This window comes from Shinella sp. G-2 (genome assembly GCF_050172695.1).
In the GTDB taxonomy this organism is placed as follows: domain Bacteria; phylum Pseudomonadota; class Alphaproteobacteria; order Rhizobiales; family Rhizobiaceae; genus Shinella.
The window spans coordinates 42,683-50,972 of the sequence record NZ_JBBEYH010000011.1 but is presented as its reverse complement, the minus strand read 5'-3'; the positions used below and the strand labels follow the sequence as shown (position 1 = coordinate 50,972).

The window sequence follows — 8,290 nt, the reverse complement described above, 5'->3', positions numbered from 1 at the left end:
TTGTTCCCCCTATCCGGGAATTACCCCTGGAGCCCAGACGTGCAAGATCATGCCGCAAGCGCGTCGCGATCCTTCGATCGCTCCGGCACTTCAGCCTCTCGCTATTTCATGCATCGGTGTCGCAAAGTCGCTGCACGCTGCCGCGTTGCAGGTCCCGCGTGGGTTTCCCGCGTTCGGTACGGGCAAACGGAGCGTACGGTGTCTCCATCCTCATATTAAGGATATCTCAAGTAGCAACTCAAACTCAATACACTGCACCTGCTCCTCGCTCTTTTTTTTAACGAATCCTTAAAAGCGTGTCATTGCGCCTCGACATCGCCGCCAAGAGAGAGCTGGCAACGGTGCCCCGCAGGCAGCACGCCCTCCGGATTGGGCAGTTCGAGAACCGCGGCGAAGGTCGCCGACGCGGCATCGAAGACGTGGTTGACCGCCTTGACCTTCGCCACATACGCGCCGCTCAGCGGCGCAACCGGCCGAACGATCGCCTGGTCCCCCACCTTGATCGAGCCATAGAGCGAGACGGGAAAGAAGGCTTCTATCTTCAGGGGATCGAGGCGAACGATCTTGAGAATGTGGTCGTCATTTCCGACATACTCGCCCCCCGTCAGGATCCGTTCCTCGATGATGCCATCGACCGGACTGCGGATCGTGCGCTGATCGAGCTCCGCCTGTGACCGCTCCAGCTCCCGCGCCGCGATCTGCTGATTGAGCTCGGCCTGGAACAGGTTGCTGGCCGCGGCGATCCGCTCGACTTCGACCTGGTCGAGGGCGTCCTCCTTCGCAATGCCTCGATCCCTGAGCTGCGACAGACGCGCATAGCGCTTTTCGATCATTGCAAGCTGCTGCTTCTGGGCGTCGATCACCGTGACGGAATTGGCTCGCACCCGCAGCAGCTCGACCGTCTTCTGCTGCACTCTGGACTCCAGATGCGCCACGACATCGCCGGCGCGCACCCTGTCCCCGCGGTCGACCGTCACCTCGTCAAGCAGGCCCGTGACGGCGCTGCCGAGTTCGATCACCTCCGCCGGATCCATCAGGCAATCGAAGCTCTCGGCCTTCACGGGCAGCGCGCCGAAGACGAGCGCGGCAAAAGCCAGAAAACGGGTCTTCCCACGGGCTCTCATTCCAGGCCTCCGGTGAATGACAAAAGCTGATTGAGGCGCCGGTCCTGGCGGACGAGTTCCTTGCGCATGCGCGCATGGCTCTTTTCGGCCTGCCGCTGGGCGCGATCGAAAAGACGGAGCGCCATGGCGGGGCCGACGAACGGCAGCCACGTCAATATCCGGGTCATCGGCGCCTCGATGACCTCCAGCAATGGATCTTCGAGCGAGAGGCGTATCGAAACGGAACCCGGCTCGCCGCGGCGGCCGGCGCGGCCGGCAAGCTGGCGGTCGATGCGGCCGGCATCGTGTCGCTCGGTGCAAATGACGTGAAGGCCGCCGGCGGCGACGACCTCCGGAGCGAGCGCAATATCGACCCCGCGCCCTGCCATGTTGGTCGCCACGGTGACCTGGCCCGCCTGACCGGCCTGCGCAATGATGGCCGCGCCCTCCGCGTCCGTCTCCGCATTCAGCAAACGATGCGCAACGCCGGCCGCCGTCAGGGCGGCGGAAACGGCATAGGAGGCGGCGACCGAGCGCGTACCGACGAGAACGGCCCGGCCGCGGTTGATCTCGGCCTTCGCGTCGGCCACGACAGCCCGCCATTTCCTGTCCTGGGTCCGATAGACGCGTGGCATCGAGAAGCGCAGCCGCGACGGGCGGTTCGGGGGAATGCGTTGCGTCACCAGACCGTAGACCGAGATCAGCTCGCCCGTCACCTCGCGCGCAGTTCCCGTCATTCCGGCCAGCTTCAGGTAGCGACGGAAGAGACGTTGATAGGTCATGCGCGCGATTGAGAGATTCTGGCCTGTTACCTCGACATTTTCCTTCGTCTCGATGAGCTGATGCATGCCGTCGGACCAGGAGCGGTCGGGTTGCAGCCGTCCGGAATATTCATCGACGATCTGCACCTTTCCGTCGTTCACCAGGTAATGTTCTCCCTGCTTGAAGATCAAAAGCGCCGTCAGTGCCTGATGAATGACCTCGCCACGCCGAATGGGGCTTTCCCAAAGGCCCGCTTCGTTCGCCACCAGCCGGCCAATCGTCTCCCGCCCCGTCTCGGTCAGTTCCACCCTGCGCTCATCGCCGATGACCTTGTAGTCGGGTCCGCGTTTCAGCGCCCGCGCGATCTGGAGCGCCCTGGTCGTCCACGCGGCCTCGTCTTCGGGGTTGCTCTGGCGCGAGATAATGAGGGGGGTACGCGCTTCGTCGACGAGAACGCTGTCGGCCTCATCCACGATGGCAAAGTGCAGCCCCCGCATGACAGGCACGTTTTCTCCACCGCCAGGACCGCAGACACGGCGCAGCTTGCGTCGGATTTGCTGCGCCCCTTCCTGCCCGAAGGCGAGGCGATCGCGAAGATAGTCGAAGGCGATTTCGGTGTTCGAGCCGTAGGTGATGTCGCACCGATAGGCCGCGCGCCGTTCGTCGGGCGCCGTTTTCTCGAGGATGACGCCCGTCGACAAACCAAGCCGCGCATAGACGGGGCGCAGGGTCTGCGCATCTCGCTCGGCGAGATAGTTGTTGACCGTAATGACATGGGTGGGCAGTCCCGCCATGGCGGCGACGGCGGCGGCAAGGCCTGCCGTGATGGTCTTGCCTTCCCCCGTATCCATTTCGATGAGGCGCCCGCGCAGCATCGCCAGCGCCCCTCTGATCTGCACCTTGTGCTGGCGCAGTCCCAGCGTTCGAAAACTCGCCTCCCGCGCCAGCGCGATCCCGAGACGGATCGAGGTCCGCGTCAATCCGGCAAGACGCAACGTGACGCGGGCTTCACGGATTTTCGCATCGAATGCGGCCTCGTCGAGCATGGCGAGGCCGCGCGACAAGGACAAAATGCGCTGAAGCTCGAAAGAGTCTTCAAACGGCGAAATGAAGCGCGCGGCGAGGCGCGCCACCCGTCCGACCGCAGCTTGTCCGGCCTCATCCAGCCAGCCGGGATCCTTGTCCTTCCGTTCGGGATAGAACCTGGTCTGTGGCGGCGTGATGCCTTCAAGCTGGAGGCGGGTGGCACGCATCGGCTATGCGGACGCTTCGGCCGGCACGCGGCTGTTGCTGCCTTCGTCGGAACCGCCCGCTTCCGCCTGAGGGGCGGTGTCCGCTGCGGCCGCGGGCACGAAGTGACCCAGCATGGTCTGGAAATGCCGCATGGAGAAGAGGTGGAGGAAGGTGCACTCGAGCTCGTCCGTGTTGAACATCGCGCGCAGGTCCGCATCGCTCAGGCTCTTGAGCTTTTCGCGGTCGACCGCCTGGAACCCGGACAGGGAACGTTTCTCGCCATCGGCGAGGTTGAACTGCGCCTGCATGGGCTGAAGCAGGCCCAGATCCTTCAGCCGCTTGCAATAGGCTTCCGTACGGCGGAACTGCCCCTGATACTCCTGCAGGAAACGCAGGATGTTCTGAAGATAGACCGTCTGATTGCCGTCGCTATCGAACAGGCGCTCGCCGCGACCGTCGCGGTTTATGCCTTCATAGCTCTCGTCGATATTGAGGAGGAAGTTCTTGTTGTCGGGGTCGGTCGAGAACACGAACGGGTAGCGCCGCACGAAGGCGGGAATGTAGGCGCCGGCCTTCCATTTCCCCTCACCGTCGACGAAGTAGTTTTCGCTGGGTTTCGCCCCCAAGATCACGGCGGGCATGACCCGGTCCTCGACGCCCGCGAAGACGATCGGATAATGGGCGGCGGCGGCGGCGAACTCGATGGCGGTCAGCGGCACCGAGTTGACCTTCTGGGCAAAGCCGTAACCCGCGCCGGAGCGAACGCTGATATCGCGATGGGCTTTTGCAGTCACCAATGTCGCGCGCTCGTAGAAGAGAAGTTGCGTTGCCATTGTCGAGGTCCTCCCTGTTCATTGTTGAGGTTGATCTGCGGGCTAGGCTTCTACCGCTCCGGCGGCGAAGTACTTGAGGAACACCCGTGCCGCCGCGCGATAGAAGCGAACGGCAAGCGGTGTGTCGGCATGGGAAAAGCGGATGAAGGCGCGCTCGCCGTAGACCGCGACCGGCGTCGGCGTCTCAAGCGCAAGATCCACCTGGAGAAAGGCGTCGATCGCTTCGGGGCGATCGCGCGGACGATTGGGATCGAGGGTCACGTGGCCGCCGCCTTCGGTCGCCAGCGCCAGGGACGGAAGGCTGCGGGTAAGGCTCGGCCGCGCCCGCACGATCCGTGCCGTGTGGCCGGCGGCCAGGTCGGTCGAGAAGCGAACCTCCAGCGCCTTCGTGTCATGACGAACGAGATCGGCATCGTCCTCCGTCACGACGACGCGGATAAGCGGGTCTTCAAAGGGGGCGACGATCGCGACGAGATCGCCATGGCGGGCGAAACGTCCCATGAGGTCGGTCGAGACGGGAAGGATGACGCGGCCATCCGTTCGGGCGCGAACGGTCTGTTCGTCGATGCGCGCATCCGTCAATGCCAGATCGGCTTTGGCCGCCGCCAGTTCATCCTCGACAATGCGCAGGGCGGTTCGGTCGAAGGGTGTCGCCGCTGCACGGCGCAGTTCGATTTCGCTGATGCGGGCTTCCAGCAACTGGCGTCTCGCGGCGATCAGCGGATCCTCTATGCGCAGCAAGGGGTCTCCCTGTTTGACGGTTTGTCCGGGCGTTACGTAGATTTCCACGATGATGCCTTCGGACGTCGCATTGGCGAACGCCTCGGGTTGAGGCGCGACGACGCCCTCGGCGATGGTGTTGTAGGGAAGCGGCACCGCGACGATCGCCACCAGCACGGCGGCAATGGCCGCGCCGGTCATCGCAAGCGCCCGGCCGCGGTGGCGCCGGAGCGAGGGCGCCGTGAAGAGATACCAGCCCCCCTTCAGGATCGGCAGCACGAGCATCAGGAACAGGGCCCAGGCCGCCAGGAAGAGGCCCAGCGTGAAGAAGCGGGTGGCGACGAGGGCGATGACCGCGGTCGTGACGACGATGCGGTAGAAATAGGCCGCAATCGCATAGAAGAACAGCCAGGGCGCCTCGCCGGGAGCGTCCACGGGATTGTCCATCCAGCGCACGCCAAAGGCATATCGGTGAACGAGATAGCTGAGGTACTGGTTGGAGCGCTGCCCGAGATTGGGAATTTCCGCGAGGTCGCAGAGCACATAGTAGCCGTCGAAGCGCAACAGCGGATTGCCGTTGAACAGAAGGGTGGAAACGCCGCCGATCAACATGATGTTGAAGGCGAAGGCACGCACCAGGCCTTCATCCGCACCGACCCAGACCATCATGGCGATGGATGCGCAGAACAGTTCCACCAGAATTCCGGCCGCGCCCACGAGGGCACGCTGCCATTTGGAGGCAAAGGCGATGCTGTCGGAGGCATCGACATAGGGAACGGGGATAAAGACCAGAAACATGAAGCCGATCTCATGGACCGATCCGCCCCATCGTTTGATCGCGTAGGCATGGCCCAGTTCATGCAGGATCTTGATCGCCGGATAGGCGATGAGGATCAGGATCAGGTTGTCCCTTGCAAGGACGCGGTCCGTGATGTTCTCGGTAAGCGGTCCCCAGTTTATCGCGGCCAGTACCAGACCCGTTATCAGCACGCCGAAAAAGGCCAGCCAGCCGAGCCATGAAAAGAGCGGCCGGACGAGCGGCATGGTGGTCGTGAGGAAGTCGTCCGGATCGAAAACCGGCACGCGCAGCGCGAGCGGGTTGAGCAGGGAGCGAATGATCTTCTGCCGGGCCGTCTTGCGTCCCCGGGCCGAGACTTCGGCGATATCCGGCGGCACGTCGCCGGCCAGCACATCGGCGGAGTAGAGCTGGCCGACGAGACGCACGAGTTCATCCTGCGTCATCGCATCGATGGCGAGTTGGCCCGAAGCCAGCAGCCAGACGTCATCCAGCGTGCGCGTCCCGTCCATCATGGAGATGACGCGGTAGGCCTCCGGCGTGAAGCGGTGAAAGCGACCCGAGGCCCGATCCTGCAGGACGAACCACAATGTTCCGCGATAGACATGGCGATGAATGCTGGCATGGCTGCGCAGTCGAGGCCGGAAACCCGAGACACGGTACCATGTCGCGCTTGTCCAGCTTCTTTCGGTCATGGGCCGCAAACCTCGGTCATGGCGCCCATCTCCACACGGCGAGCCGTGCCCAATCCAGGAAGTCGTGGAATATCAGCCAGCCAAGCCGCCGCTCGTCCACGGCCGTGCGGCTCACCCCCTCCATCCCGGGGCGCAGCTTGGTGCGATCGCCACGCAGGTCCGCCTCCACCCTGAAGAAGTTGCGGCCCTGCCCCTGCTGGGCCATCGGCATGATCTCGGTGACGACATAGTCGAGCGGCATCTCCGGAAAGGCGGCGAGCCTCAATTTTCCCTGCTGCCCGACGGCGACGTCGGCGATGTCGCGTTCGTCGATTTCAAGCACGACCCGAAAACCGTTGAGGGGCGCCAGACGGAAGAGCGTCTGGCCGCGTTCGATGGACGCGCCGACCTGCTGGCTCAGATCGCCCTCGACGACGTAACCCTCGAAGGGTGCGCGAATCCGTGTCCTTGCCAGCTGTTCGTCGACAAGGGCGAGCTGGGCGTCGGCCTGGTCGAGTTGCGCGCGAATGATGTTCGCCTCCGCCATTTTCCGCTCGGCGATGGTGCGGTCGAGTTCACGCGAGCGCTGCTGCTTCGTCGTGGTGAGGCGCAGCTGCTCCAGGGCGAGATCCTTTTCGTCGAGCACGGCAAGAATCTGGTCCTTGCCGACGAGGTCGCCGGCCCGGGCGCTCTGCGAGGCGAGATAGCCGTTGAACGGCGCAACGATACTGCGCTGCACGGTTCCCTCGAGCCGCGCCGAAGCCGAGATCTGATACTCCAGGGTCACGTACCAAAGTGCGGCTGCGGTGGCCGCGACCGCCAGGGTGGCGAGCTTGGCCCCGAAATGCGACGGACCCAGCAGCCGCGAGAGTTGATGTTTCGCACTCGAGGCGATCGTCACCGGCAGCCAGCGGCTTGCACGACGTCGATCTTCGACGATCGGGCCGGCAATGGCGGCAACGGCATCGCAGACCTCCACATCCGCCGCCGTGAAGGGCCTTCCTTCCCGGCGCTCGAAAGTCAGTGCCCCGATGATCTTGTCGTTGACGTTGAGCGGGATCGTGAGCACCGCCTCGACGCCATGCGTATCGGCAAGGTCCTTGTGTGCCCTGTTGACGCGAAATTCCCATTCTTCGGGCTGCGGCCACAGGACGACCGCCTCCTGATCCACGGCCTCCTCCATGGCAAGGCCGACCTCCCGGATCAGATTGGAACGCCTGCCGAAACTGGCCGCGTTCGAGACCTTGTAGACGCGCACGTGCCGCCCCCGCGCAAAACCGAGGCTGACCGTTTCGCAGTCCAGGCGACGGGCAAGATCGGTCACCAGCGCTGCGGTGGCTTCGTCGATCCGCTGGTGTTCGAGAAGCGTCGCGAGCATGTCGAAGGTCACCGTCACGCGCTCGCGCAACTCGCTGTCCTTCGCCTCCTGTTCGCGCCGTACCAGCACTTCGATCCAGCCGGCCGCCCATTGCAGGCGCCGGAAAAGGGCGGCGGTGGGCGCCGCCTTGGCGGGGGCCGTCACCGCCACGGCACCGAACAATTGCTCCGCCAGGATCAGCGGGTGCGCGAGCACGCGGCGATCCGATCCTTCCCCGAAGACAACGCTGCGGCGTTCGGCGATTGCCTGGCCGCAGGCCTCCGCGAGATCGCCAGGCGTGTCCGTTCCGGCGGGCCAGCGCGCAACAGCCTGGAAGGCCCCGGCGTCCACATCTTCGCTCGCCATCAGGAGCGCGCTTGACAGACCATCGATTTGCCGACTGACAAGAGCGAGCCAGGCGTCGAGGAACTGCTGAACGTTCTCCGCCTGCTGAAACCGCGCCCAGAGAGATTGATCGAGAACCGCATAGGGGAACTGCGTTGCGTCAGAAGCCGGAGCGCTACCTTCAGTTGCACGACTGGCTTCGCTCATGCTCGCCCCCGTCGAGGTTCACTATCCAGGTTTCATAGGAAAGGTGCGGACGCCCTCAAAACAAAGCGCGTCTAACCTGCTCGATCATCTAAATTAAACAAAGATTATATGCGCAGATGAACGCTAGCAAGCCTTTTCTTCAATCGGATTTTTAAGAAAACTCGACTAAAGCACGAATAAACATGATAAAATTTGGAAGTTTTTGTCGCGCCGTCCTACCCACTGAATTTAGCCTGGTTTTCGGCGACGGCACACAGAAA

At 63.6% G+C, this 8,290-nt stretch carries 5 protein-coding genes; all 5 read right to left on the bottom strand.

Annotated features, from left to right (window positions below):
• Positions 1-299 precede the first annotated feature (299 nt).
• From V8U06_RS17530 to V8U06_RS17510, 5 genes are read right to left on the bottom strand one after another with little or no spacing between them, the layout of a single operon-like run.
• Positions 300-1,124 (bottom strand): efflux RND transporter periplasmic adaptor subunit, encoded by an 825-nt coding sequence (locus tag V8U06_RS17530; protein ID WP_427141749.1) that lies wholly within the window; start codon positions 1,122-1,124, stop codon positions 300-302.
• Positions 1,121-3,118 (bottom strand): prepilin peptidase, encoded by a 1,998-nt coding sequence (locus tag V8U06_RS17525; protein ID WP_427141748.1) that lies wholly within the window; start codon positions 3,116-3,118, stop codon positions 1,121-1,123. Before V8U06_RS17525 ends, V8U06_RS17530 begins: the two co-directional genes overlap by 4 nt.
• A 3-nt stretch (positions 3,119-3,121) precedes the next feature.
• Positions 3,122-3,931, bottom strand: coding sequence for a SapC family protein (locus V8U06_RS17520; protein WP_427141747.1), 810 nt, complete (start codon positions 3,929-3,931; stop codon positions 3,122-3,124).
• A 42-nt stretch (positions 3,932-3,973) separates the two neighbouring features.
• A complete protein-coding gene (locus V8U06_RS17515; RefSeq protein WP_427141746.1) occupies positions 3,974-6,142 on the bottom strand; it encodes a biotin/lipoyl-binding protein in 2,169 nt (722 codons plus the stop codon).
• 16 nt (positions 6,143-6,158) lie between these two features.
• A complete protein-coding gene (locus V8U06_RS17510) occupies positions 6,159-8,030 on the bottom strand; it encodes an HlyD family efflux transporter periplasmic adaptor subunit (protein ID WP_427141745.1) in 1,872 nt (623 codons plus the stop codon).
• Positions 8,031-8,290: the final 260 nt, after the last annotated feature.